Origin of the sequence: Streptomyces sp. NPDC007095 (assembly GCF_040634475.1) — a bacterium.
Classification (GTDB): domain Bacteria; phylum Actinomycetota; class Actinomycetes; order Streptomycetales; family Streptomycetaceae; genus Streptomyces.
This window is the reverse complement of sequence record NZ_JBEYFS010000180.1, coordinates 1-24,909: the sequence shown is the minus strand read 5'-3', so window position 1 is coordinate 24,909 and position 24,909 is coordinate 1. Positions and strand designations below refer to the sequence as shown.

Sequence of the window (24,909 nt, the reverse complement as noted above, 5' to 3'; positions counted from 1 at the left end):
CCTCGTACTGGACGTACTCGGGTCTGTGCCTGGTGCGGTGAGAGTGCGTGCATGGCGTCGCAGGGCAGACGGGAATTTGACGACAGGGCCTAGCCGCCGGACCGGCCCTGGGTGACCGGGGCCCGTTTGGGCCAGAGCAGATACGTCAGGGCGATCAGGCCGTGGAGCCCCACCGCCCGTAGCGCCACCCACTGGAAGGCGCGCAGCGACGAGGTGTCGCCGGCGCCGACGAACCAGATCGCGCCCTGGAGGAGAGCGCACGCGACGGTCGCCGCGAGGAGGGTGCGGAGCCAGAGGCGGCCCTCGTGGGCGGCCCGGGGCAGGCCGAAGCGCGGGGGCTTCGGCGGGGGCGGGCCACCGGCCAGGCGGTGCGCGGCGTGGCCGTCCAGCCGGCGGATGGTGTAGTGACCGTAGGCGACGGTGAAGCCGAGGTAGAGCGCGGCCAGGCCGTGTTCCCAGCTCGGCTCGGCGCCGTTCCTGAGGTCGATCGCCGTCACCACGAAGAGCACCACCTCCAACAGGGGTTCACACAGCAGCAGGGCCACGCTCGTGCGGCGCAGCCTCAGCAGATAGCGGGCGGCGAGGCCCGCGGCCAGCAGTACCCAGAAGCCGGCCTCGCAAGCGACGATCAACCCGACGATCACGTTTCGCTCCTCTCGGTCACCCCTCCAGGCTCGCGTCCGGGGCGGCTCGGATCGTCGTCGGCGGTGACGAAGTCCCGGTACATCGAAAGATGCAGTTCCGGACCCTTCCTGGGCATCAGGCGGCGGCCCGGCGCACCGTGTTGGATGAAGTCATGGACGGAGTCATGGACGGGGTCGCGGACGCAGTCGTGGCCAGGCGACCGACCCGCCCCCACCGCGACGACGTGGGCATCGCGGTCGGCGGACTGCTCGGCGGACTCTTCCTGTGGAGCGTCGGTCTCTACAGCCGTACACCGGACGATCCGATGTCCCGTGCGGACCAGGGCTGGGCCGTCCTGGTGCCGCTGGCCGTGATGGCCTGCTGCGAGCTGCTGCGCCGGACACGGCCGCGCACCGCCCTGCTCGTCGGCACACTCGCGCTCGTAGCCGACCTGCTGACCCGCGGCAGCCTGGCCACGGTCGTGATGTTCACGGACCTGGTCTACGCGGCAGTCCTGTACGGCTCCCCCGGCGCGGCCCGCCGCATCCCCTGGATCACCGGGCTGATCACGGTGATCGCGACCGTGTGGCCGGTCGCGGCCTGGCACAAGCCGGAGGGGCTGCTGATCGGCGCGTTCACCGGCCTGGTGACGTTCACCCCCGCCGCCACCGGCTGGATCGTCCGCAACCACCGCGACACCGCCGTCGCCGAACGGCTGCGCGCCGAACAGACGGCCCTGCTCGCCGAGATGGACCGCGCCCAGGCCGTCAGCGCCGAACGGGCCCGGATGGCACGGGAGTTGCACGACATGGTGGCCAACCATCTCTCCGCGATCGCGATCCACTCCACGGCCGCGCTCTCCATCGACGACCCGAAGACGTCCAAGGACGCGCTCACCGTCATCCGTGAGAACAGCGTCGAGGGGCTCGCCGAGATGCGCCGGCTGATCGGGATCCTGCGCGACGGCGGCGGCGACCGCGAACCGGCCGCGGCCCCCACCCTCGACGGGCTCGATGTCCTGGTGGCCGGCGCCCGCGCCAACGGACTCGACGTCACGCTCACCGCCGAGCACGGCACGGTGCCCGCCCCGGTCGAACTCGCCGCGTACCGCATCGTCCAGGAGTCGCTGACCAACGCTCTCAAGCACGCGCCCGAGGGCCACGTCGCGGTGACGCTCGCCCAGCGGGACGGCTCGCTCGCCATCGCGGTGACCAGCCCGTACGGCGGTCCGAGCGGCCCCCGCGCCCCTGGTTCCGGCGCCGGTCTCGTGGGTATGCGGGAGCGGGCCGACCTGCTCGGCGGCAGCTTCGAGGCGGGGCCCGAGTCCTCCCCCGACAGCGGGAACGGCAAGAACAGCAGGGACGGCAAGGACGGCCAGATCTGGGCCGTACGCGCCGCCCTGCCCCTCGTCCAGGGAGAAACCGAATGATCCGCGTGCTCGTCGCCGAGGACCAGTCCGCCGTACGGGCCGGGCTCGTCCTCATCCTGCGCAGCGCGCCCGACATCGAGGTGGTCGGCGAGGCCGCGGACGGCGAGCAGGCGGTCGCGCTCGCCCGCGAACTCCGCCCGGACCTCGTTCTGATGGATGTACAGATGCCCCGGCTCGACGGAGTGTCCGCCACCCGTCAGGTCGTCGCCGAGCGGCTCGCCGACGTGCTCGTGCTCACCACCTTCGACCTCGACGAGTACGTCTTCGGGGCGCTGCGCGCGGGCGCCTCGGGGTTTCTGCTGAAGAACACGGAGGCGAGGGATCTGCTGGTGGCGGTGCGGACGGTGGCGAGCGGCGAGGGGCTGATCGCCCCGGCCGTGACGCGTCGGCTGATCGCCGAGTTCGCCGCGCAGCCGGTACGGGAGCCGAGCGCCGACCCGGCCGTGCTCGACGCGCTGACACGCCGGGAGCGGGAGGTGCTGTCCTGCCTGGGTGAGGGGCTCTCCAACGCGGAGATCGCGGGACGGCTGGACATGGCGGAGGCGACGGTGAAGACCCACGTCAGCCGTCTGCTGGGGAAGCTGGAGTTGCGGAGCAGGGTGCAAGCGGCCGTGCTGGCCCAGGAGTTGGGGGTCTGACCCACCCTCGGGTGCACTGGTCCAGACCTATTGACCTATGGTCCAGACCTTTCTATTCTCGCGGCACTGCGCTTGGTCATGCCCCCGACACCTCCCCGCCGACGGGGCGCGCCGGAGGCGAGAGCGCGAGCGCGCGGAGGCCCGAAGGGTTGAGCACGGTCGCGCTCTCGCCACCGGCTGGAGCGCCCCGGAGGCGAAACAGACAAAGAAGGAGGCGCAGCATGCGCTTCAGAACCAGAGTCCGACAGCGAACCGTGGCAGGACTCACCACTCTGCTGCTTCCGCTCGCCGCCCTCGTCGGGCTCGCGAGCCCCGCCTCGGCAGCCACCTCCGCCACCGCCACGTACACCAAGACCCAGGACTGGGGTACGGGCTTCGAAGGCAAGTGGACGGTCACCAACACCGGCACCACCAGCATCAGTTCCTGGACGATCGACTGGGACTTCCCCTCCGGTACGTCCGTCACCTCGGCCTGGGACGCGGACGTCACCTCCTCCGGCACCCACTGGACCGCGAAGAACAAGTCGTACAACGGCACCCTCGCCGCGGGCGCCTCCGTCTCCTTCGGCTTCAACGGCGCCGGCACGGGATCTCCGACCAACTGCACACTCAACGGCGGCAGTTGTGACGGCGGCACCACCGTCCCCGGAGACAACCCGCCGAGCACGCCCGGCACCCCCACCGCCTCCGCGATCACCGACACCTCGGTGAATCTCTCCTGGAGCGCGGCCACCGACGACAAGGGCGTCAAGAACTACGACGTCCTGCGCGGCGACACCTTGGTCGCCACCGTGACCACGACCTCGTACACGGACACCGGTCTGACCGCCGGCGCCGACTACTCGTACACCGTCCAGGCCCGTGACACCGCCGACCAGACCGGTCCGGTCAGCGGCGCGGTCGCCGTGCACACCACGGGCGGCGGTACGAACCCGCCCCCGACCGGCAACGCCGTCAAGCTCGGCTACTTCACCGAGTGGGGCATCTACGGCCGCAACTACAACGTCAAGAACCTGGTGACCTCGGGCTCGGCAGCGAAGATCACGCACATCAACTACGCCTTCGGCAACGTCACCAACGGTCAGTGCGCGATCGGCGACTCCTACGCGGACTACGACAAGGCCTTCACCGCCGACCAGTCGGTCAGCGGCGTCGCCGACACCTGGGACCAGCCGCTGCGCGGCAACTTCAACCAGCTGCGCGAGCTGAAGGCCAAGTACCCCAACATCAAGATCCTCTGGTCCTTCGGCGGCTGGACCTGGTCCGGCGGCTTCGCCCAGGCCGCGGCCAACCCGACCGCGTTCGCCCAGTCCTGCTACAACCTGGTCGAGGACCCGCGCTGGGCCGACGTCTTCGACGGCATCGACATCGACTGGGAGTACCCGAACGCCTGCGGTCTGTCCTGCGACACCAGCGGCGCCGCGGCCTACAAGAACCTGATGCAGGCCCTGCGCGCCAAGTTCGGCACGGGCAACCTGGTCACCGCGGCCACCACGGCCGACGGCACCTCCGGCGGCAAGATCGACGCCGCCGACTACGCGGGCGCCTCGCAGTACGTCGACTGGTACAACGTGATGACGTACGACTTCTTCGGAGCGTTCAACGCGCAGGGCCCGACCGCCCCGCACTCCCCGCTCACCTCGTACAGCGGTATCCCGACGCCCGGCTTCACCACGGCCGACGCGATCGCCAAGTTCAAGGCGAAGGGCGTGCCCGCGAGCAAGCTGCTGATCGGCATCGGCTTCTACGGCCGCGGCTGGACGGGCGTCACCCAGGACGCACCGGGCGGCACGGCCACGGGTCCGGCGGCGGGAACGTACGAGCAGGGCATCGAGGACTACAAGGTGCTGAAGACGTCCTGCCCCGCCACAGGCACGATCGCGGGGACGGCGTACGCGCACTGCGGCAGCAACTGGTGGTCCTACGACACCCCGGCGACCATCGGCACGAAGATGGCCTGGGCCAAGAACCAGGGCCTGGGCGGCGCGTTCTTCTGGGAGTTCAGCGGAGACACCAGCAACGGCGAACTGGTGAGCGCGATCAACAGCGGACTCGGATAGCCCTTGGGCCCCATCGACGCTCCCCCCAGACTTCGTCCGGGGGGAGACCCTCACCCGGCGAGTGAATGCGGCCTTTCAGGCCACATTCACTCGCTGTCCGGGCGGGGCTGCCTCCAGCCACGCGAGGAAACCGGTCAGCGCGTCCTCGCTCATCGCCAGTTCCAGGCGGGTGCCCCGGTGCACGCAGGCCAGGATGATCGCGTCGGAGAGCAGGGCGAGTTCTTCCTCGCCGTCCGGGGTGCGACGGCCGGCCACCTCGATCGCCGAGCGTTCCAGGACGCGGCGGGGGCGGGGGGAGTACGAGAAGACGCGATACCACTCGATGCGGTCGCCGTTGTAGCGGGCGACGCCGTAGCCCCAGCCTTTTCCGTTGGGGTCGCTCTTCTCCGGGACGTCCCAGCGCAGGCTGCAGTCGAACGTGCCCCCGGAGCGCTGGATCAGCCGGCGGCGGAGGCCGAAGACGAACAGCCCCACCACCACGAGCGCCACTACCAATCCGCACACAGTCAGAGCGAGGACCATCGACACCGACCTCCTCGTCTCCTAGGTAACGGAAAAGAAAAAACCTCCGCATTTGCCTCAGCCGCGGCGGGGGCCGGAGTGATCCGGTCCCCGCCGCGGCTGAGGCAAAGCATCACACAGCGCGGCGACTCAGCGCGCCGACACCGCCCGCAGACGGACGTCCGCGCGGCGCTCGGCGGAGGCATCGCCCTCCGCCTTCGCGCGCTCGAGCTCCCGCTCCACGCGCTGGACGTCGATCTCGTCCGACAGCTCGGCGATCTCGGCCAGCAGTGACAGCTTGTTGTCGGCGAACGAGATGAAACCGCCGTGCACCGCGGCGACGACCGTTCCACCATCACTCGTACGGATGGTCACCGGGCCCGACTCCAGCACACCGAGCAGCGGCTGGTGACCGGGCATGACGCCGATGTCGCCGGACGCGGTACGCGCGACGACCAGGGTGGCCTCGCCGGACCAGACACTGCGGTCCGCGGCGACGAGCTCGACGTGCAGCTCAGCAGCCAAGGTGGGCTCCTCGGGTCACCACCCGGCATGGCCGCCGGGTGTTGGGTCAAAGTCTAATGGGCGTACGGAGGGGGACGGGACGCGCCCCGCGAGGTGCGGTCCCGTCCCCCTCCCTTACGAACACGAGTTCCTCAGGAACCGGAGTCCCTCAGATACGCGAGGTTCAGGAGACGCCGAGCTCCTTGGCGTTGGCCTTGAGGTCCTCAATGCCACCGCACAGGAAGAACGCCTGCTCCGGGAAGTGGTCGTACTCACCGTCGATGATCGCGTTGAAGGCCGCGATCGACTCGTCCAGCGGGACGTCCGACCCGTCGACGCCGGTGAACTGCTTGGCGACGTGGGTGTTCTGGGACAGGAAGCGCTCCACGCGACGGGCGCGGTGGACAGTGAGCTTGTCCTCCTCGCCGAGCTCGTCGATACCGAGGATCGCGATGATGTCCTGGAGGTCCTTGTACTTCTGCAGGACCGACTTGACCCGCATCGCGGCGGCGTAGTGATCCGCCGCGATGTAGCGCGGGTCCAGGATGCGGGACGTGGAGTCCAGCGGGTCCACGGCCGGGTAGATGCCCTTCTCGGAGATCGGACGGGACAGAACCGTCGTCGCGTCGAGGTGGGCGAACGTGGTGGCCGGGGCCGGGTCGGTCAGGTCGTCCGCGGGGACGTAGATCGCCTGCATCGAGGTGATCGAGTGACCACGGGTCGAGGTGATGCGCTCCTGGAGGAGACCCATCTCGTCGGCCAGGTTCGGCTGGTAGCCCACCGCGGAGGGCATACGGCCGAGCAGGGTCGAGACCTCGGAACCGGCCTGCGTGAAGCGGAAGATGTTGTCGATGAAGAACAGCACGTCCTGGTTCTGGACGTCACGGAAGTACTCCGCCATCGTCAGACCCGCGAGAGCGACGCGCAGACGGGTGCCCGGGGGCTCGTCCATCTGACCGAAGACAAGCGCGGTCTTGTCGATGACGCCCGAGTCCGACATCTCCTCGATGAGGTCGTTGCCCTCACGGGTGCGCTCACCGACACCGGCGAACACGGAGACACCGTCGTGGTTGTTGGCGACGCGGTAGATCATCTCCTGGATGAGCACCGTCTTGCCGACACCGGCACCGCCGAACAGACCGATCTTTCCACCCTTGACGTACGGGGTGAGAAGGTCGATGACCTTGACGCCGGTCTCGAACATCTCGGTCTTCGACTCGAGCTCGTCGAAGCGCGGGGCCTTGCGGTGGATGGACCAGCGCTCGCCCTCGTACTTCTCGTCGGAGTTCAGCACCTCACCGAGGGTGTTGAACACCTTGCCCTTGGTGAAGTCGCCGACGGGGACGGTGATGCCCGTGCCCGTGTCGGTGACCGCGGCCTGGCGGACCAGACCGTCGGTGGGCTGCATGGAGATCGTGCGGACCAGGCCGTCACCCAGGTGCTGGGCGACCTCCAGGGTCAGCGTCTTCTTCTCGCCGGCGTTGGCCGGGTCGGCCACCTCGACGTGAAGGGCGTTGTAGATGTCCGGCATCGCGTCGACGGGGAACTCCACGTCGACGACCGGGCCGATGACCCGGGCGACGCGGCCCGTGGCAACGGCCGTCTCAGAAGTCGTCGTCATTACTTGTCACTCCCCGCGGTCGCGTCGGCAAGGGCTGCGGAGCCACCGACGATCTCGCTGATTTCCTGGGTGATTTCGGCCTGGCGGGCCGCATTGGCAAGACGGGAGAGCGTGGTGATCAGGTCTCCCGCGTTGTCGGTCGCCGACTTCATCGCGCGGCGGGTGGCGGCGTGCTTGGAGGCAGCCGACTGGAGCAGCGCGTTGTAGATACGGCTCTCGACGTACCGGGGCAGAAGGGCGTCGAGGACGTCCTCCGCCGACGGCTCGAACTCGTACAGCGGAAGAATCTCGCCCTTGGGCGCCTCCTCCGCGACCTCTTCGAGGCGCAGCGGCAGCAGGCGGCCGTCGACCGCCGTCTGCGTCATCATCGAGACGAACTCGGTGTAGACGATGTGGAGTTCATCCACGCCGCCGGCCGCCGTCTCCTTCTCGATGGCCTCGATCAGCGGCGCCGCGACCTTCTTGGCGTCCGCGTAGGTGGGCTCGTCGGTGAAGCCCGACCACGACTGCACGACCGTGCGCTCGCGGAAGTTGTAGTGGGCCAGACCGCGGCGGCCGACGATGTAGGTGTCGACCTCCTTGCCCTCCGCCTCGAGACGGGCGGTCAACAGCTCCGCCGCCTTGATGGCGTTGGAGTTGAAGGCGCCGGCCAGTCCGCGGTCGCTCGTGAGGAGCAGCACCGCGGAACGGGTCGCCGTCTCCGCCTCCGTGGTCAGCGGGTGCTTGGTGTTCGAGCCGGTGCCGACCGCCGTGACCGCGCGGGTGAGCTCGGTCGCGTACGGCGCGGAGGCCGCCACCTTGCGCTGCGCCTTGACGACACGCGAGGCGGCGATCATCTCCATCGCCTTGGTGATCTTCTTGGTCGCGGTGACGGATCGGATGCGACGCTTGTAGACCCGGAGCTGGGCTCCCATGAGTCAGGTCCCTTCCTTACGTCACTTGGCCGCGGCCGGAACGTCTTCGCCGAGAAGCTTGCCGTCCGAGGTCTCGAACTGCTTCTTGAAGTCCGCGATGGCGTCCGCGATGGCGGTGAGGGTGTCGTCCGACATCTTGGCGCCCTCCTTGATGGAGGTCATGAGGCCCTGCTCCTTGCGGTGCAGGTACTCCAGGAGCTCCGTCTCGAAGCGGCGGATGTCGGCGACCGGTACGTCGTCCATCTTGCCGGTGGTGCCGGCCCACACGGAGACGACCTGGTCCTCGGTGGCCATCGGCTGGTACTGAGGCTGCTTGAGCAGCTCGACCAGGCGCTGACCGCGCTCCAGCTGCGACTTCGACGCGGCGTCCAGGTCGGAACCGAAGGCGGCGAACGCCTCCAGCTCGCGGTACTGGGCGAGGTCCAGACGCAGTCGGCCCGACACCTGGCGCATCGCCTTGTGCTGGGCGGAGCCACCGACGCGGGAGACCGAGATACCGACGTTCAGGGCCGGACGCTGGCCGGCGTTGAACAGGTCGGACTCCAGGAAGCACTGGCCGTCGGTGATGGAGATGACGTTGGTCGGGATGAACGCCGACACGTCGTTCGCCTTGGTCTCGACGATCGGCAGACCCGTCATCGAACCGGCGCCCATCTCGTCGGAGAGCTTCGCGCAGCGCTCCAGCAGACGGGAGTGCAGGTAGAAGACGTCACCGGGGTAGGCCTCGCGCCCCGGCGGACGGCGCAGCAGCAGGGACACGGCGCGGTAGGCGTCGGCCTGCTTCGAGAGGTCGTCGAAGATGATGAGGACGTGCTTGCCCTCGTACATCCAGTGCTGGCCGATGGCCGAACCGGTGTACGGCGCAAGGTACTTGAAGCCGGCCGGGTCGGACGCCGGGGCGGCGACGATGGTCGTGTACTCCAGCGCGCCGGCCTCTTCGAGGGCGCCACGCACGGAGGCGATGGTCGAACCCTTCTGACCGATGGCGACGTAGATGCAGCGGACCTGCTTCTTGGTGTCGCCCGAGCGCCAGTTGTCGCGCTGGTTGATGATCGTGTCGACGGCCAGCGCGGTCTTGCCGGTCTGACGGTCGCCGATGACCAGCTGACGCTGACCACGGCCGATCGGGGTCATCGCGTCGACGGCCTTGTAGCCGGTCTCCATCGGCTCGTGCACCGACTTGCGGACCATGACGCCCGGGGCCTGCAGCTCGAGGGCGCGGCGGCCGGTGGTCTCGATCTCGCCGAGGCCGTCGATCGGGTTGCCGAGCGGGTCGACGACGCGGCCGAGGTAGCCCTCGCCCACGGCGACGGACAGCACCTCACCGGTGCGCTGCACCGGCTGGCCCTCCTCGATACCACTGAACTCGCCGAGGACGACCGCACCGATCTCGCGCTCTTCCAGGTTCAGCGCGAGACCGAGGGTTCCGTCCTCGAACTTCAGCAGCTCGTTCGCCATCGCCGAGGGAAGACCCTCGATCTTGGCGATACCGTCGCCGGCGACGGTGACCGTACCGACCTCCTCGCGCGAGGCCGCGTCCGGCTTGTACGACTGGACAAAGTTCTCCAGCGCGTCCCGGATCTCCTCCGGCCGGATCGTGAGCTCCGCCATCTGGGTTCCCTGCTCTCCTTGTTGGGCCCGAAGTTTTCTTGGGGGGTCTGGGGTCAGCCCCCAGGAATCCTCTGCACGGCCCAACCAGGGCCGTAAGCACTACGTAGTTACGCGTATTGAGTTGCTACTGGCCGACGATGCGTCGGCGCGCGTCCTCGAGTCGGTCCGCGACGGCACCGTCGATGATCTCGTCGCCGACCTGCACCCGGATCCCGCCGATGACCTCGGGGTCCACGTCGAGGTTGAGGTGCATCGGGCGGCCGTAGAGCTTCGCCAGGGCGGCGCCGAGGCGCTGCTTCTGTCCGTCGCTCAGCGGGACCGCCGAGGTGACGACGGCGACCATGCGGTTGCGGCGCTCGGCGGCGAGCTTGGACAGGGACTCGAGTCCCGCTTCCAGGCTACGTCCCCGGGGCGCGGCCACAAGGCGCGTCACCAGGCGTTCGGTGGTCGGGTTGGCCCGGCCGCCGAGCAGGCTGTGCAGCAGCTCGCTCTTGGCCGCCTTCGAGGCGGTGCGGTCGGTCAGCGCGGCGCGCAGCTCGGTGTTCGAGGAGACGATCCGGCCGAAGCGGAACAGTTCGTCCTCGACATCGTCGAGCGCGTTCGCCCGCTGGGCGGCCGTGAGGTCGGCGATGCTCGCCAGCTCCTCCAGCGCGTCCACCAGGTCACGCGACTGCGACCAGCGCGAGCGCACCAGGCCGGCCACCAGGTCCGCGGTCGGCCCGCCGACCTGGCCGCCGAGCAGGCGCTGGGCCAGCTCGGCCTTGGCCTCGCCGGGCTGCGCCGGGTCGGTCAGGACCCGACGCAGCGACACCTCGCGGTTGAGCAGCGCGGTGACGGAGGCCAGCTCGTCGCCGAGCTGGACCGCGTCCACGGACGTCGAGTCCGTCAGCGCGTCGAGACGCTCACGAGCTGCAGCGAGGGCCTCGCGGCTTGCTCCGTGTGCGGTCATCGAGTCGCCTCGGCCTTCTCCTCGAGCTCGTCGAGGAAGCGGTCGATGACGCGGCTCTGCCGGGCGTGGTCCTCGAGGGACTCACCGACGAGCTTGCCGGCCAGGTCGGTGGCGAGCTTGCCCACGTCCTGTCGCAGCGCCTGCGAGGCGGCCTTGCGGTCGGCCTCGAGCTGCGAGTGACCGGCGGCGATGATCTCCTCGCGCTGCCGCTGGCCTTCCGCACGCATGTCGGCGATGAGCGTGGCGCCCTGCTCCTGCGCCTCCTGGCGCAGCCGCGCGGCCTCGTGCCGTGCCTCGGCGAGCTGGGCCTTGTACTGCTCCAGCACGCTCTGGGCTTCGACCTTCATGGCGTCGGCCTCTTCGATACCGCCTTCGATCGCCGCGCGGCGCTCTTCCAGAACCTTGTTGATGTTCGGGAGGAGCTTCTTCCAGAAGAAGAAGAACACGATGGCGAAGGCGATGGTGCCGACGAGCAGCTCGGGACCCGCCGGGATGAGCGGGTTCTGCTCTTCCTCGGCTGCGAGTGCAACCAGGTTGGCGATCACATCAGTGCCTTTCGTCGTTTCGTGTCAGTAAGGGGTGATTACTTACCGAACACGAACGGCATAACGATGCCGATGAGGGCGAGCGCCTCACAGAAGGCGAAGCCGAGGATCTGGTTGGCGCGGATCAGACCGGCGGCTTCGGGCTGACGGGCCAGGGCCTGGGTGCCGTTACCGAAGATGATGCCGACGCCGACGCCGGGGCCGATGGCGGCGAGGCCGTAGCCGATGGAACCGAGCGAACCGGAGACAGCGGCGAGGGTCTCAGTGGCAGCCATGCTGAATCTTCCTTCTCTTTCTTGGACCGGCGGGGGTTGGCCACCGGACGTTCTGGGGCTTGCGGGGGCGGTGACTCAGTGGTGCTCGGCGAGAGCGCCCTGAAGGTACGAGCAGGCCAGCAGCACGAAGACGTACGCCTGGACGGCCTGCACGAAAAGCTCGAAGAGGATCATGACGATGGTCATCACGAACGAGACGCCGGCCGCGGGGACCATCCAGCTGTTCAGCAGGTACCAGGAGGCGACCGTGAACATGACCAGCATCAGGTGGCCGGCGAACATGTTGGCGAAGAGTCGGACCGCGTGCGTGAAGGGTCGGACGATCAGGTTCGAGAGGAACTCGATGACCATCACGAGCGGCAGCACCCCGCCGAGCGACTTGTCGTAGCCCGTCACGTTCTTGAAGAAGCCGACGAAGCCGTGGCGCTTGAACGTGACCGAGACCCAGAGGATCCAGACCAGCGCGGCGAGTACCACCGGGAAGGCGAAGACCGACGAGACCGGGAACTGGGCCAGCGGGATCACGGACCAGATGTTCATGATCCAGATGAAGAAGAACAGCGAGACCATCAGCGGGACGTACTTCTCGCCCTCGCGCTTGCCGAGCGTCTCGTAGACGATGCCGCGGCGCACGAAGTCGTAACCGGCCTCACCGACCATCTGCAGCTTGCCCGGGATCACCTTGGCCTTGCCGAAGGCCGCCCAGAAGAAGGCGACGACAAGGATGGAGGTGAGGAGGGCGAGCAGCATGACCTTGTTGAACTCGAACCCCCCGACCGTGGCGAGCGGCTTGAAGAGGAACGAGTGCAGGCCCGGAGCCGGAAAGCCACACCCGTTGTCGGACATGATCCGACAGCTCCAGTCAAAGGCGAGCTGGGTCTGGTCAGCACTCACCACGGGCTCCTTCGGCGTGACGCATAGGTACGGCAACCTCGTTGTGTCGGCGCGGCGCGCAGCCGCGGTTCGGCACTGGACTGGTGTAACGAATGTGGGGGCGGCTGTGGGGCATCAAGCCTCGCGATTGAGCAGGCGTCAGCTCAGATGCCCGCGCCCGCGATGCCGCAGTTGGCACCGGACGATAGCAGGATCTCCCACATGGCTTTATCCCACCCCTACCCCTCACGACGAGGACCCTGATTTCTCGGGCTTCTCGCTCTTCTTCTCGGGTTCGGGGTCCACATAGAAGATCTTGGCCTTCATGTGCGCCCGCGCCTGCGCCGCCATCCACACGACGGTCGCGAGGACGAGACCGACCGCGAACGCCCTGGGGTTGAACAGAGACGTGTTCTTGAAGAGTGCCACGAAGATCAGGAGCAGCAGGAGCTGGGCGACGTAGAGCATCAGACCCATGGCCTGGAACAGCTGCGGGAGCGTTTTTGCCGTCCACTGCAGGACGTAGAGGCCGATCCCCATGAAGAGGATGGCCAGCAGTGTGCCGATGCCCGCGCCGAGCGCGCCCTTGCCACCCGCGACCACTCCACTGACGGCGACGGCGATCACGCCGACAGCCGCTGTGGGGACAGCGGTGTGCAGTAGGTTCCGGGCGTCATTGGACGGCATGGCGGCAACTCCGCTTGCTTCGGGGGCAGGGTGTCGTCATGGACGAGCGTAGTCCCGGGCTGAGAGAGAACCTCACGCCAAGGGGCCGTCTCACGACGCTCCTTCGGCTCTATCCCGGGTTCTCGTGAACCGTATCACAAACTATTTGATGCGGTCTTTACCTAGAAGGTGTGCTCGCTGTCACACATGAGAGTGAACCTGCGCGTTTGTGCAATATCGAGGGGAATTTGTCTGGTATTGAGGCGGTTTGCCGGTGATCCCTCTTGCGGAATTCTTACTTTGCGTCAGCGTGAAGATTCGGCTTTGCGCGCTTCCAGGAAGCGCGCACGGGCACCAATTGCCGTCGCTCCGTTGACTCCTGAGACACCCGTGGTGACCGGGGAACGGTGTTCGCGCACGCCCTCTTCCCGCTCCTGGGCCGCCTTCTCGTGGGACGCCGGCTCCTCGTACGCGACGGAGGCCACGGCGGCCTCCGCCTCGGCCGCCAGGGCGACCCTGCGACGGCGGCGGTAGCGCGGCGGCACCAGGTGCTCGGCCCAGCGCGGGGCACGCGGCGTGAAGCGCGGCAGCAGGAGCAGTACGAGACCCACCGCGCTGAGCGCCGCGATGCCGAGCACGATCCACATGGACGCCGAGTTCACCGAGAAGGCGAGCGCTCCGAAGGCGATCAGCGCCGACCAGAAGTACATGATCAGGACGGCCCTGCTGTGCGAGTGGCCGACCTCCAGGAGGCGGTGGTGCAGGTGGCCGCGGTCGGCGGCGAAGGGTGACTGGCCGCGCCAGGTGCGCCGCACGATGGCGAGCACCAGGTCGGCGGCCGGGACCGCGATGATCGTCAGCGGCAGCAGCAGCGGGATGTAGACCGGCACCGTCTGGTGCACGGTGTTGCGCTCCGAACCGGAGAACAGGTTCATGGCGTCCGGGTCGATCTGCCCGGTGATGGAGATCGCGCCGGCGGCCAGCACCAGGCCGATCAGCATCGAGCCGGAGTCGCCCATGAAGATCCGGGCGGGGTGCATGTTGTGCGGCAGGAAGCCCAGACACATGCCCATGAGGATCGACGCGAAGAGGGTCGCCGGAGCGGCGGCCTCGATGCCGTAGCTGTACCAGATGCGGTACGCGTACAGGAAGAACGCGGCTGAGGCGATGCACACCATGCCGGCGGCCAGACCGTCGAGGCCGTCGACGAAGTTCACCGCGTTGATCGTGATGACGACCAGCGCCACGGTGAGCAGGGTGCCCTGCCACTGGGTCAGCGCGACCAGGCCGACGCCGGGGATGGGCAGCCACAGGATCGTCAGACCCTGCATGACCATCACACCCGCGGCGATCATCTGGCCGCCCAGCTTGATCAGGGCGTCGATCTCGAACTTGTCGTCCAGGACACCGATCAGCCAGATCAGCGCGGCGCCGGAGAGCAGCGCGCGGGGCTCGTTGGAGTCGGAGAAGACCGCGTTGAGGTTCCGCAGATGGTCGGCGACCAGCAGACCGGCGCACAGACCGAAGAACATCGCGATGCCGCCGAGCCGCGGCGTGGGTTCCCGGTGCACGTCACGTGCCCGGATCTGCGGCATGGCTCCGGCCACGATCGCGAACTTCCGTACCGGCCCTGTCAGCAGATACGTCACCGCGGCCGTGATGCAGAGCGTCAGCAGATATTCACGCACGGGCTTCCCCACAGGTCTCGCTGGCCATCTCAGCCCCACACCCTAGCGATGCGCGCATATGGTTGGGGACTTCCGGGTAGCGACGATGGTTGCACGAGTGGCTGTGCACACGTGTGCGTGTACCCCTCACTCGTCCGGATAGGGCGGAAATCTCCCGGCCAGATCCCGTACTTCTTCACGCACCCGCTTGCTGTCGGTCTCGTCACGCAGCACCGCCGCGAACATCTTCGCGACCTGCGCCATCTCCGCCTCGCCCATCCCCTGCGTGGTCAGCGCGGCCGTGCCCAGGCGCAGGCCGCGTGCGTCGCCGTGGGGCAGCGCGCAGGTGTCGAGGACCATTCCGGCGGCGGCGAGACGTCCTCGTGCGCCGCGTCCGTCGAGACCGAGCGGAGAGGTGTCCGCGGTGAGCATGTGGGTGTCGGTCCCCCCGGTGGTGAGGGCGAGCCCCTCCGCGGCCAGCCCCTCGGCCAGCACCTTCGCGTTGGCGACCACCTGATGTGCGTACGCCATGAAGGCGGGCGTCGCGGCCTCGCCGAACGCGACGGCCTTGGCGGCGATGGTGTGCATCTGGGCGCCGCCCTGGGTGAAGGGGAAGACGGCCCGGTCGACCCGCTCGGCCAGCTCACTTCCACACAGGATCATGCCGCCGCGGGGGCCGCGCAGCACCTTGTGCGTGGTGGCGCAGACGACATCGGCGTACGGCACCGGACTGGGCGCCGCTCCCCCGGCGACCAGGCCGATGGGGTGGGCGGCGTCGGCGATGAGATAGGCGCCGACCTCGTCGGCGATCGCCCGGAAGAGCGCGTAGTCGATGTGCCGGGGGTAGGAGATCGACCCGCAGACGATGGCCTTCGGCCGGTGCGTACGGGCCAGCGCGCGCACCTGTTCGTAGTCGATGAGCCCGCTCTCCGCCTCCACCGGGTACCCGACGAAGTCGAACCAGCGGCCGGAGAAGTTCGCGGGCGACCCGTGCGTGAGGTGGCCGCCGAACGGCAGCCCCATGGCCAGGACGGTGTCCCCCGGCCGCAGCAGGGCGGCGTACGCGGCGAGGACGGCCGAAGATCCGGAGTGGGACTGCACGTTGGCGTGCTCGGCACCGAAAAGGGCCTTGGCGCGCTCCACGGCGAGGCGCTCGGCGACGTCGACGATCTCGCAGCCGCCGTGGTGGCGGGCGCCGGGATAGCCCTCGGCGTACTTGTTCGCCAGCGGCGACCCGAGGGCGGTCAGCACCGCCTTCGAGGTGAAGTTCTCGGCCGCGATCAGCTGGAGCGTCGTCGACTGCCGCGCCAGCTCCCCCATCAGGATCTCGGCGAGCTCCGGGTCCTGCAGACGCAGAACATCCGCTTCCAGCGTTTGTGTGACCGGCATGGTGGACTCCGGGCCTCGGCAGGGTGCGCTACGTCCAATGTAGAACCGGGACCGGTGGGACGCCCGGTATTACGGCCTATCGGGCGTCCCGCGAGAAAACGCCCGCACCTGTCCTACGCGCGCGCCCGCACCCCGGTAAGCGCCGTCACCACTGGGTCCAGCGCCTCGTTGATCTCGTCGCCGATCGAGCGGAAGAACGGCAGGGGCGCGCCGTACGGGTCGAAGACCTCGTCCGCCTCCGCCGTGGGAGCCAGGAGCCACCCGCGTAGAGCGGCAGCCGCCCGGACCAGGGCGCGGGCGCGTTCGACCACTCCGTCCTCCAGAGGCGGCAGCGTGGCCGGGTCTATGGCGCGGACCAGCCTGGTGAACTCCTTCAGGGTGAAGGTGCGCAGGCCCGCGGAGTGGCCCATGGAGATGACCTGGGCACGGTGGTCGCGAGTGGCGGTGAGGACCAGGTCGGCCCTGATGACGTGGTCGTCGAGGAGCTCGCGGCCGACGAAGCCGGAGGGGTCCGCGCCGAAGTCCGCGAGGACGGTCTCGGCGTTGGCCTCCATGGGGGCGCCCTCGTGCCCCCAGGTGCCGGCGCTCTCGACGATGAGGCCGCCCCACAGGGGGTCGCCCAGCCGGTCCGCGAGGGCATGGCGGGTCAGCCGCTCGGTGATCGGCGAGCGGCACACGTTGCCGGTGCTGACGTGGAGGATGCGGAAGGACCCCCTGGGGGACCCATTGGTCCCCGTGATCCCCGTGCCTATGCCACGCCCCGCGTCAGGGGCTGTCAATTCGCCACCTCGAGGTCGGGTACGACCTTCCGGAGCTCCTCCGCCGACAGGGCACCCGCGCGCAGCAGGACCGGCACCTTGCCGGTGACGTCGACGATCGAGGAGGGAACGTTGCCGGGAGTCGGACCGCCGTCCAGGTACACGGAGACGGAGTCACCGAGCATCTCCTGCGCGGCGTCACAGTCCTCCGGCGACGGGTGGCCGCTGAGGTTCGCGGAGGAGACGGCCATCGGGCCGACCTCCGTCAGCAGTTCGATGGCGACCGGGTGCAGTGGCATACGGATGGCCACCGTGCCCCGGGTGTCGCCCAAGTCCCACTGCAGAGACGGCTGGTGCTTGGCGACGAGGGTGAGCGCACCCGGCCAGAACGCGTCGACGAGCTCCCAGGCCATCTCGGAGAAGTCCGTGACGAGGCCGTGGAGGGTGTTCGGGGAGCCGATGAGGACAGGGGTGGGCATGTTGCGGCCCCGGCCCTTGGCCTCGAGGAGGTCGGCGACGGCTTCCGAGGTGAACGCGTCGGCGCCGATGCCGTACACCGTGTCCGTCGGGAGGACCACCAGCTCGCCACGGCGGACGGCGGACGCGGCCTCACGCAGACCGGTGATGCGGTCGGTCGCGTCGTTGGTGTCGTATCGCCGTGCCATTTAGCGGGCCTCCTCGTACACGTACTGCTGGCTGGGGATCACGATGCGCGCGCTCATGGCATCGCCTTGCGGGCGGTCGCGAACCGCGGCCGGTTGTTGAGGTCCGGGTGGTCGGCCGCGTCGGCCCAGCCCCGCTCCTCGGTGAAGATCCACGGCACCTGGCCGCCCTGGGTGTCGGCGTGCTCGATGACGACGAGACCGCCCGGGCGCAGCAGCCGGTGCGCGGTGCGCTCGATGCCACGGATGAGGTCGAGTCCGTCCTCGCCGGAGAACAGGGCGAGTTCGGGATCGTAGTCCCGGGCCTCCGGCGCCACGTACTCCCATTCCGTGAGCGGGATGTACGGCGGGTTGGAGATCACCAGGTCCACCTGGCCGTCGAGGTCCCTGAAGGCCTCCAGGGCGTCTCCCTGACGTAGGTCGACCCTGGACCCCTCGACGTTCTTGCGCGTCCACTGGAGGGCGTCCTCGGACAGCTCCACGGCGTGTACGCGTGAGCGCGGGACCTCCTGCGCGAGCGCGAGCGCGATGGCGCCCGAGCCGGTGCACAGGTCGACGATCATCGGCTCGACGACATCCATCGCGCGGACGGCGTCTATGGCCCAGCCGACGACGGACTCCGTCTCCGGACGCGGGACGAACACCCCGGGGCCCACCTGGAGTTCCAGATAGCGGAAGTAGGCGTGTCCGGTGATGTGCTGGAGCGGCTCGCGGGCCTCGCGGCGCGCGGTCACCTCCCAGTAGCGGGCGTCGAAGTCCACGTCCTTGACGGTGTGCAGCTCGCCCCGCTTCACGCCGTGCACGAAGGCGGCGAGCTCCTCCGCGTCGTTGCGCGGCGAGGGCACGCCGGCGTCGGCCAGCCGCTGGGTGGCCTGGGCCACTTCCGCGAGCAGCAGGTTCACGCTGGTCCTCCGGGGCTGAGCTGTTGTCGTACGGCTTGACGAGCAGGGCTTACAAGGACGGCCTCACAAAGCTGCGTTCGGCCGTTCGGCCGTCCGCCGTTCCGCCTTACGCGGCCGCGAGCTTCGCGGCCGAGTCGGCGTCGACGCACGCCTGGATCATCGCGTCGAGGTCCCCGTCGAGCACCTGGTCCAAGTTGTACGCCTTGAATCCGACGCGGTGGTCCGAGATGCGGTTCTCCGGGAAGTTGTACGTGCGGATCTTCTCGGAACGGTCGACGGTGCGGACCTGGCTGCGGCGGGCGTCCGCGGCCTCACGCTCCGCTTCCTCCTGCGCCGCGGCGAGGAGCCTGGAGCGCAGGATACGCATCGCCTGCTCCTTGTTCTGCAGCTGGCTCTTCTCGTTCTGGCAGGAGGCGACGACTCCGGTCGGAATGTGCGTGATGCGCACCGCGGAGTCGGTCGTGTTGACGGACTGGCCGCCGGGGCCCGACGAACGGTAGACGTCGATGCGCAGGTCGTTCGCGTGGATCTCGACGTCGACCTCCTCGGCCTCGGGCGTGACCAGCACACCGGCCGCGGAGGTGTGGATACGGCCCTGCGACTCGGTCGAGGGCACCCGCTGCACGCGGTGCACCCCGCCCTCGTACTTCAGACGCGCCCAGACACCCTGACCGGGCTCGGTGGCGCCCTGGCCGCCCTTGGTCTTCACGGCGACCTGGACGTCCTTGTAGCCGCCGAGCTCGGACTCGGTGGAGTCGATGATCTCGGTCTTCCAGCCGACGCGCTCGGCGTAGCGCAGGTACATGCGCAGCAGGTCACCGGCGAACAGGGCCGACTCGTCGCCGCCCGCGCCCGCCTTGATCTCGAGGATGACGTCCTTGTCGTCGCTGGGGTCGCGCGGGACCAGCAGCAGGCGGAGCTTCTCGGTGAGCTCCTCGCGCTGCTTCTCCAGCTCCTTGACCTCGGCCGCGAAGTCGGGGTCGTCGGCGGCGAACTCCTTCGCCGTGCCGATGTCGTCCCCGGTCTGCTTCCAGGAGCGGTACGTCGCGACGATCGGGGTCAGCTCGGCGTAGCGCTTGTTCAGCTTGCGCGCGTTGGCCTGGTCGGCGTGCACCGACGGGTCAGCGAGCTTCTTCTCCAGATCGGCGTGCTCGCCGATGAGTTCCTCGACCGCCTCGAACATCTCCGGCTCCAATGGACTGTCCCCAGCTCCATCATGGGCTCTGGGACGTAGGTAAGGCATGGGGGTCCCCCTGCTCGAGCGAAGTCGAGAGCTTGGGGGAGGGGGCTGCACCGCAAAGCGCCGGTCCCGGCGCCCCCGTGCCGGGGACGCCGAAGACCGGCGCAGTGGGCTCGCTACTTCTTGGCAGCGGCAGCCTTGCCGAAGCGGGCCTCGAAGCGGGCCACGCGGCCACCGGTGTCGAGGATCTTCTGCTTGCCCGTGTAGAACGGGTGGCACTCGGAGCAGACCTCGGCGCGGATGGAACCGCTGGAGATCGTGCTACGGGTGGTGAACGACGCGCCACAGGTGCAGCTGACCTGCGTCTCGACGTACTCGGGGTGGATGTCGCGCTTCAAGGTGTCTCCTAGTTTCGGGAGGGCGCCGGGTCGCCGCCGCGGGATGCGGGTGCGTGAACCGGAGCCGACGTACCAGTCTGCCAGGACTGGCGCCATCCCCCAAAACCGGGGGCTTGGATGATCTATTCCCGAGCCTGTGTACGGGGCTCGTACGGGCCCCGGCGCGGCCTCCGTACCGGCTCAGCCCGAGCTGACGACACCCTTCGCGGTGCCCGTGGCCGTGCCCTTCGTGGCCGCCTTCGGGATCGTCCGGTCGTTCTTCAGGGCGGTCCACACCAGCTGCGCCTTGGCCTTGTCGACGAGGACGCGGTTGGCGTCCGCGCTGTCGTACTGGACCGGCATCGTCACCATGTTCATGTTCGACGAGCTGATGCCCTTGAGGCCGTTGGCGAAGGACGCGAGGTTCTTGACCGTGCCGAGGTCGGAGTCGGTCGTGACGGTCTTGGTCGCGGTGTCGGCGAGGTCGTACAGCTTCGTGGGGCTGGACAGCACGCCGATGTGCTTGACCTGGTTGACCAGGGCCTTGATGAACGCCTGCTGGAGCTGGATGCGGCCGAGGTCGGAGCCGTCGCCGACGCCGTGCCGGGTGCGGACGAGGCCGAGCGCCTGCTGTCCGTCGAGGGTGTGCGTGCCGGCGGTCAGGTTCAGATGACTGTCGGGGTCCTTGATGTTCTTGGTGGTGGTCACCCGAACACCGTCGAGGTCGTCGATGAGCTTCTGGAAGCCGCTGAAGTCGACCTCGATGTAGTGGTCCATGCGGATACCGGACATGGATTCGACGGTCTTCACCGCGCAGGCGGCCCCGCCGGTGGAGTACGCGGAGTTGAACATCACGCTGGTCGCGGCGGCGTGGGTGACGCCCTTGGCGTCGGTGCAGGAGGGGCGCGGGACGAGGGTGTCGCGGGGTATGGAGACCACGCTGGCCTTCTTGTGGCCCTCGTATATGTGCACGATCATCGCCGTGTCCGAGCGGGCGCTGCCGTCGTCGGTGCCGCCGCCCAGCTTCTTGTTGCTGCCGGAGCGGGTGTCGGAGCCCAGGACCAGGATGTTCTCGGAGCCGTTGTCGACCTTCAGTGGCCGGTCGGTACCGAGGGCCTGGTTGATGTCGACGGTCTTGATGTTGCCGTTGAGCTTGAAGTACAGGTACCCGGCGCCGGCGCCCCCCAGCACCACGATGCCCACCGCGGTCCAGGCCGTGACGAGCAGGGCCTTGCTGCGCGTGCTGCGCGGCTTGCGGCGGCTGCCCTTCGCGCGGCCACGCGAGGCGCTCGTTCCGGGATCACCCGGTGTGCCGGGTTCCGGCATGCTCTCGGCAGGCATGGGCTCCTCTTGTCCTCGTTACGGTCGGTTACCCCCTGTTTTCAGGGCCAAGCCCGGTCCGGTGCGCCATGTAGTGCCTCATGGTCGCTCCGTACGGTCAGACGGGGAAACTCGGGCAAGGGTTGCACAACGCACTGTGCCCACCGCGTGGTGCGATGGGCACAGTGTGTGACGGGCGAGTTCGGGGAAACCCCGCTCACCTGCGATTTCAGCCGAAGATGTCGTACTGCTCGAAATCAGTGCCGATCTTGATGGCTGTGGCAAAGATCTCGCTGCTCGCCTTGCCGGTACCGGGGTAGAGGTAGAGCGTGCCGGCGGGCGTACGGGCCAGGAAGTCGGCCTTGCCGTCACCGGTAACGTCGCCCACCGCGTCGAAGGCGTTGTAGCCGGCCCAGGTGCGCACCTTGATCCGGCTGGAGAACGCGCCGGAGCCCGCCTTGCCGGTGCCCTTGAAGAGATAGACGTACGAGCCGGTCTTGCTGCGCGCGATCAGGTCGGCCTTGCCGTCACCGGTGAAGTCGCCATGGGCGCGCAGGGAGTTGTACTGGTTCCAGCCGGAGCTCACCTTGACGCGGGCCGAGAAGGTGCCGTTGCCCTTGCCCGGGTAGATCCACAGGACGCCGCCGGAGTCGACCGAGAGCAGGTCGGGCAGGGCGTCACCGGTGACATCGCCAGGGGCGACGACGCGGGTGCGGGTCCTCCAGTCGCTGAAGAGCTTGGTGTCGGCCCACCTGCCCGTGGACGGCAGGTAGTGCCACCAGTGGATGTCGCCGTTGGAGGTGTGGCGCTCGACGACGTCCTGGTAGCCGTCCCGGTCGAGGTCGGTCTGCAGGACGACGTTCGACGTGCTCCAGCCGCCCCACGACTGCCGGGCGCCGAACGAGGTGCCGTTGGAGTCCTTCTCGTACAGCGTCTTGGTGGAGGAGTTGCGGACGAACAGGTCGGCCTTGTGGTCACCGCTCAGGTTCGTGTCGTCGACGCGCGGGTACGCGGCACCGACGTACGTGCTGACCTTGGTGAAGACGCTGTACGCGCCCTTCTCGACGCAGTCCACCACGCCCCAGGAGACGACGCCCACGATGCGGCCGCCGACGATCAGCGGGCCGCCGGAGTCGCCGTTGCAGGCGGAGGTGGTGCCGGTGTCGCTGCCGGTCGCGGGGTTGCCCGCGCAGACCATGTGACCCTTGATGAACTCGGTCTTGTAGTAGCCGCCGCACGTGGCGTCGGACTTGATGGGCAGCGTGGCCGTCTTCAGGGTCTCGGAGATGTCCTGCGTGGCGGAGGAGGTGCGGCCCCAGCCGTAGAGCGTCGCCTTGGTGCCGGAGGCGTACGAGGCGGTGTCGCCCGACGTCGTCATCCGGATCGGCTTGGCCTTGACGGGTCCGTCCAGCGTGAGGACCGCGATGTCGTTGTCGATGGTCGACGGGTTGTAGGAGGGGTGGTTCCACTGCCGCAGGACGGAGTTGGCGGTGCCCCCGTGCAGATCGGTTCCACCTGCCGAGGGAAGCTGAGAAGTGCCGGTCACGACGGCGCCGTGGGCCTTCCAGTCGTAGCTCTTGCCGTGCTCGTCCTTGACACAGTGCGCGGCGGTGAGGATCTTCGTCGGCGAGACGACGGAGCCGCCGCAGAAGAAGCCGAAGTCGTCACTGGTGTTACTGGTGCCCTTGTCGTCGAGGTACCAGAGCTGGGCCATCCACGGGGCCGTGGTGATGGTGGTCGTGGTGCCGCCGATGATCTTCGGGTCGACGGAGGCGCCGCTCGTGTTCGCGCTCGCGCCCGTGCTGGTGCCCGTGCCCGTGCCCGTACCGGTGGTCGCGGTCCTGCCCGTACCTGCGCCCGTACCCGTGCTCGCGCCGGCGCTCGTGCTCGGGGAGGACTTCGTCGTCGGCCGTCCGGCCGTGCCGTCACTCGCCATGGCCCCGGCGATCCGCTTCTCCAGCGTGGCCAGGCTCGGCGAGGTGCCGCTCGTCTTGGCGAGCGGAGCCGGCTGCGCGGTGGCGGCGTTCGCCGACGACATCAGGAGCGCACCCCCGACGGCCGCCGCCAGAGCCGCCGCCGCGACGGGTACCGCGATGCGTATCCGGCGTCTGTGACGACCGCGCCCGGACATGGACGTATCCACTCAAGTCCCCCCTGAGACTCATACGTTGAAAGAGAGCGCGATCGTACATGTGTCCCAGGCAGCACAAAGGGCCGCCCCCGTCACGGGGAGCGGCCCTCAGCTGTGCGGATGTCGTCAGTCGTTGCCCGGCATCGGCGTCGTCTTCTGGATCTGCAGCAGGAACTCGGCGTTCGACTTCGTCTGCTTCATCTTGTCGAGCAGCAGCTCGATCGCCTGCTGCTGGTCGAGCGCGTGCAGCACGCGACGCAGCTTCCAGGTGATGGCGAGCTCGTCGCTGCCGAGCAGGATCTCTTCCTTACGGGTACCGGACGCGTCGACGTCCACCGCCGGGAAGATGCGCTTGTCGGCGAGCTTCCGGTCGAGCTTGAGCTCCGCGTTGCCGGTGCCCTTGAACTCCTCGAAGATCACCTCGTCCATGCGGGAGCCGGTGTCGACGAGCGCGGTCGCGAGGATGGTCAGCGAGCCGCCGTCCTCGATGTTGCGCGCGGCACCGAAGAAGCGCTTCGGCGGGTAGAGGGCCGTCGAGTCGACACCACCGGACAGGATGCGGCCGGAGGCCGGGGCGGCGAGGTTGTACGCACGGCCCAGACGCGTGATCGAGTCGAGCAGGACGACGACGTCGTGGCCCAGCTCCACGAGGCGCTTGGCACGCTCGATGGCGAGCTCGGCGACCGTGGTGTGGTCCTCGGCCGGGCGGTCGAAGGTCGAGGAGATGACCTCGCCCTTGACCGACCGCTGCATGTCGGTGACCTCTTCCGGACGCTCGTCGACCAGGACGACCATCAGGTGGCACTCGGGGTTGTTGTGCGTGATCGCGTTGGCGATCGCCTGCATGATCATGGTCTTGCCGGTCTTCGGCGGGGCCACGATCAGACCACGCTGGCCCTTACCGATCGGCGCGACGAGGTCGATGATGCGGGTCGTCAGCACACCCGGGTCCGTCTCCAGACGGAGGCGGTCCTGCGGGTACAGCGGCGTCAGCTTGTTGAACTCCGGGCGGCCGCGGCCGTGTTCGGGCGCCATGCCGTTGACGGAGTCCAGGCGCACGAGCGCGTTGAACTTCTCGCGGCGCTCGCCCTCCTTGGGCTGGCGGACCGCGCCGGTGACGTGGTCACCCTTGCGCAGACCGTTCTTGCGGACCTGGGCGAGGGACACGTACACGTCGTTCGGGCCCGGCAGGTAGCCGGACGTACGGATGAACGCGTATGCGGGTCCTGGGCGACGTACATCGGCGGGACCTTCTCCAGGTCCAGGATGTGGCAGGCGTCCCGCAGCATGGTGTTGAGGTGCGCGAACTGTGC

23 protein-coding genes and 1 pseudogene are annotated in these 24,909 nt (G+C 68.6%); 3 read left to right on the top strand and 21 right to left on the bottom strand.

Features of this window, described 5'->3' with window-relative positions; translation table 11 throughout:
* Positions 1-89 precede the first annotated feature (89 nt).
* Positions 90-644, bottom strand: coding sequence for a hypothetical protein (locus ABZ656_RS42280; RefSeq protein WP_360275717.1), 555 nt, complete (start codon positions 642-644; stop codon positions 90-92).
* Positions 645-832: 188 nt separating this feature from the next.
* Between ABZ656_RS42280 and ABZ656_RS42275 the strand changes: the two genes are divergently transcribed.
* From ABZ656_RS42275 to ABZ656_RS42265, 3 genes are all read left to right on the top strand, one after another.
* The gene (locus ABZ656_RS42275) at positions 833-2,053 is read left to right on the top strand and encodes a histidine kinase (protein WP_101403750.1); all 1,221 of its coding nucleotides are present in this window, start codon (positions 833-835) and stop codon (positions 2,051-2,053) included.
* Complete coding sequence (locus ABZ656_RS42270) at positions 2,050-2,691, top strand: response regulator transcription factor (RefSeq protein WP_360275715.1); 642 nt, start codon at positions 2,050-2,052, stop codon at positions 2,689-2,691. The genes ABZ656_RS42275 and ABZ656_RS42270 overlap by 4 nt, the downstream gene beginning before the upstream one ends.
* Positions 2,692-2,912: 221 nt before the next feature.
* Positions 2,913-4,751, top strand: coding sequence for a glycoside hydrolase family 18 chitinase (locus ABZ656_RS42265; RefSeq protein WP_101400695.1), 1,839 nt, complete (start codon positions 2,913-2,915; stop codon positions 4,749-4,751).
* A gap of 75 nt (positions 4,752-4,826) precedes the next feature.
* Here ABZ656_RS42265 and ABZ656_RS42260 read toward each other — a convergent pair whose 3' ends face one another.
* From ABZ656_RS42260 to rho, 20 genes and pseudogenes are all read right to left on the bottom strand, one after another.
* Positions 4,827-5,273: a DUF2550 domain-containing protein gene (locus ABZ656_RS42260; protein ID WP_054233219.1), complete on the bottom strand. Its 447-nt coding sequence runs from the start codon at positions 5,271-5,273 to the stop codon at positions 4,827-4,829.
* Positions 5,274-5,402: 129 nt separating this feature from the next.
* Positions 5,403-5,777: a F0F1 ATP synthase subunit epsilon gene (locus ABZ656_RS42255; RefSeq protein WP_054233220.1), complete on the bottom strand. Its 375-nt coding sequence runs from the start codon at positions 5,775-5,777 to the stop codon at positions 5,403-5,405.
* Positions 5,778-5,940: 163 nt separating this feature from the next.
* On the bottom strand, positions 5,941-7,377 hold the full coding sequence (gene atpD, locus ABZ656_RS42250; protein WP_054233221.1) for a F0F1 ATP synthase subunit beta: 1,437 nt from the start codon (positions 7,375-7,377) through the stop codon (positions 5,941-5,943).
* Positions 7,377-8,291 (bottom strand): F0F1 ATP synthase subunit gamma, encoded by a 915-nt coding sequence (locus ABZ656_RS42245; protein WP_101400694.1) that lies wholly within the window; start codon positions 8,289-8,291, stop codon positions 7,377-7,379. Before ABZ656_RS42245 ends, atpD begins: the two co-directional genes overlap by 1 nt.
* 21 nt (positions 8,292-8,312) lie before the next feature.
* The gene (gene atpA, locus ABZ656_RS42240) at positions 8,313-9,902 is read right to left on the bottom strand and encodes a F0F1 ATP synthase subunit alpha (RefSeq protein ID WP_101400693.1); all 1,590 of its coding nucleotides are present in this window, start codon (positions 9,900-9,902) and stop codon (positions 8,313-8,315) included.
* A 124-nt stretch (positions 9,903-10,026) separates the two neighbouring features.
* The gene (locus ABZ656_RS42235) at positions 10,027-10,851 is read right to left on the bottom strand and encodes a F0F1 ATP synthase subunit delta (RefSeq protein ID WP_360275708.1); all 825 of its coding nucleotides are present in this window, start codon (positions 10,849-10,851) and stop codon (positions 10,027-10,029) included.
* Positions 10,848-11,396, bottom strand: a complete 549-nt coding sequence (locus ABZ656_RS42230; protein ID WP_067369019.1) for a F0F1 ATP synthase subunit B — start codon at positions 11,394-11,396, stop codon at positions 10,848-10,850. The genes ABZ656_RS42235 and ABZ656_RS42230 overlap by 4 nt, the downstream gene beginning before the upstream one ends.
* Before the next feature lie 38 nt (positions 11,397-11,434).
* A complete protein-coding gene (locus ABZ656_RS42225) occupies positions 11,435-11,671 on the bottom strand; it encodes a hypothetical protein (protein WP_015657805.1) in 237 nt (78 codons plus the stop codon).
* Between the two features lie 75 nt (positions 11,672-11,746).
* On the bottom strand, positions 11,747-12,517 hold the full coding sequence (atpB, locus tag ABZ656_RS42220) for a F0F1 ATP synthase subunit A (RefSeq protein ID WP_054233226.1): 771 nt from the start codon (positions 12,515-12,517) through the stop codon (positions 11,747-11,749).
* A gap of 273 nt (positions 12,518-12,790) precedes the next feature.
* A complete protein-coding gene (locus tag ABZ656_RS42215) occupies positions 12,791-13,231 on the bottom strand; it encodes a hypothetical protein (protein WP_095852578.1) in 441 nt (146 codons plus the stop codon).
* A 284-nt stretch (positions 13,232-13,515) separates the two neighbouring features.
* Positions 13,516-14,898 (bottom strand): MraY family glycosyltransferase, encoded by a 1,383-nt coding sequence (locus ABZ656_RS42210; RefSeq protein WP_101403749.1) that lies wholly within the window; start codon positions 14,896-14,898, stop codon positions 13,516-13,518.
* A gap of 126 nt (positions 14,899-15,024) precedes the next feature.
* On the bottom strand, positions 15,025-16,266 hold the full coding sequence (glyA, locus tag ABZ656_RS42205) for a serine hydroxymethyltransferase (RefSeq protein WP_101400690.1): 1,242 nt from the start codon (positions 16,264-16,266) through the stop codon (positions 15,025-15,027).
* A gap of 113 nt (positions 16,267-16,379) precedes the next feature.
* The gene (locus ABZ656_RS42200; RefSeq protein ID WP_054233230.1) at positions 16,380-17,045 is read right to left on the bottom strand and encodes a low molecular weight phosphatase family protein; all 666 of its coding nucleotides are present in this window, start codon (positions 17,043-17,045) and stop codon (positions 16,380-16,382) included.
* The gene (locus ABZ656_RS42195; RefSeq protein ID WP_101400689.1) at positions 17,042-17,689 is read right to left on the bottom strand and encodes an L-threonylcarbamoyladenylate synthase; all 648 of its coding nucleotides are present in this window, start codon (positions 17,687-17,689) and stop codon (positions 17,042-17,044) included. The genes ABZ656_RS42200 and ABZ656_RS42195 overlap by 4 nt, the downstream gene beginning before the upstream one ends.
* Positions 17,690-17,742: 53 nt before the next feature.
* Complete coding sequence (gene prmC / locus ABZ656_RS42190) at positions 17,743-18,588, bottom strand: peptide chain release factor N(5)-glutamine methyltransferase (RefSeq protein ID WP_101400688.1); 846 nt, start codon at positions 18,586-18,588, stop codon at positions 17,743-17,745.
* Positions 18,589-18,694: 106 nt separating this feature from the next.
* The gene (prfA, locus tag ABZ656_RS42185) at positions 18,695-19,771 is read right to left on the bottom strand and encodes a peptide chain release factor 1 (protein ID WP_054233261.1); all 1,077 of its coding nucleotides are present in this window, start codon (positions 19,769-19,771) and stop codon (positions 18,695-18,697) included.
* Positions 19,772-19,944: 173 nt separating this feature from the next.
* Entirely contained in the window at positions 19,945-20,166 is a 222-nt protein-coding gene (gene rpmE, locus ABZ656_RS42180; protein WP_033323852.1) for a 50S ribosomal protein L31, read from the bottom strand.
* A 180-nt stretch (positions 20,167-20,346) separates the two neighbouring features.
* The gene (locus tag ABZ656_RS42175) at positions 20,347-21,486 is read right to left on the bottom strand and encodes an LCP family protein (protein ID WP_360275699.1); all 1,140 of its coding nucleotides are present in this window, start codon (positions 21,484-21,486) and stop codon (positions 20,347-20,349) included.
* Positions 21,487-21,694: 208 nt separating this feature from the next.
* Entirely contained in the window at positions 21,695-23,596 is a 1,902-nt protein-coding gene (locus ABZ656_RS42170) for a trypsin-like serine protease (RefSeq protein WP_101400686.1), read from the bottom strand.
* A 126-nt stretch (positions 23,597-23,722) separates the two neighbouring features.
* Positions 23,723-24,814: pseudogene (gene rho, locus ABZ656_RS42165) on the bottom strand (transcription termination factor Rho); the annotation flags it as partial.
* Positions 24,815-24,909 lie beyond the last annotated feature (95 nt).